Annotated in this window: 1 pseudogene; it reads right to left on the minus strand. The window is 71.5% G+C overall.

The features are described 5' to 3' along the window. Window positions 1-369, minus strand: a pseudogene (locus DN069_RS42180) (phosphoenolpyruvate synthase); the annotation flags it as partial.

Consider the following 369-nt stretch of genomic DNA (forward strand, 5'->3'; position numbering starts at 1 on the left):
CGGGTCAGGGCGCCGTCCGGTACGTCGTCGCGGCGGTAGGCGCCGGTGATGGCCTCGCCGTCCGAGGTGAGCACGCGCGGTGGCGTGAGCGCCTGGTGCGCCTGGAAGGCGTCCTTGCGCCGGGCCACGAGCCCGGCGTCGACGCGGCCGGTGCGCACGGCCTCGCCGACCTCCTGGAAGGTCAGGAAGAAGACGTCGTCTGTCTCGGCGAGCACACCCGCCTGGACCAGGCGCTCGGCCTCGGCCAGCAGCGCCTGCTTGTAGACGAAGTAGCGGCTGATGATCCCGTACTTCGGGTACTCCCGGTACCCGATGAAGGTCCGCACCCGCTCGATCATCCGCTCGGTCTCGTCGGCCTTGCGCTCCCCG

The organism is Streptacidiphilus pinicola (genome assembly GCF_003258295.1).
Lineage (GTDB): Bacteria > Actinomycetota > Actinomycetes > Streptomycetales > Streptomycetaceae > Streptacidiphilus > Streptacidiphilus pinicola.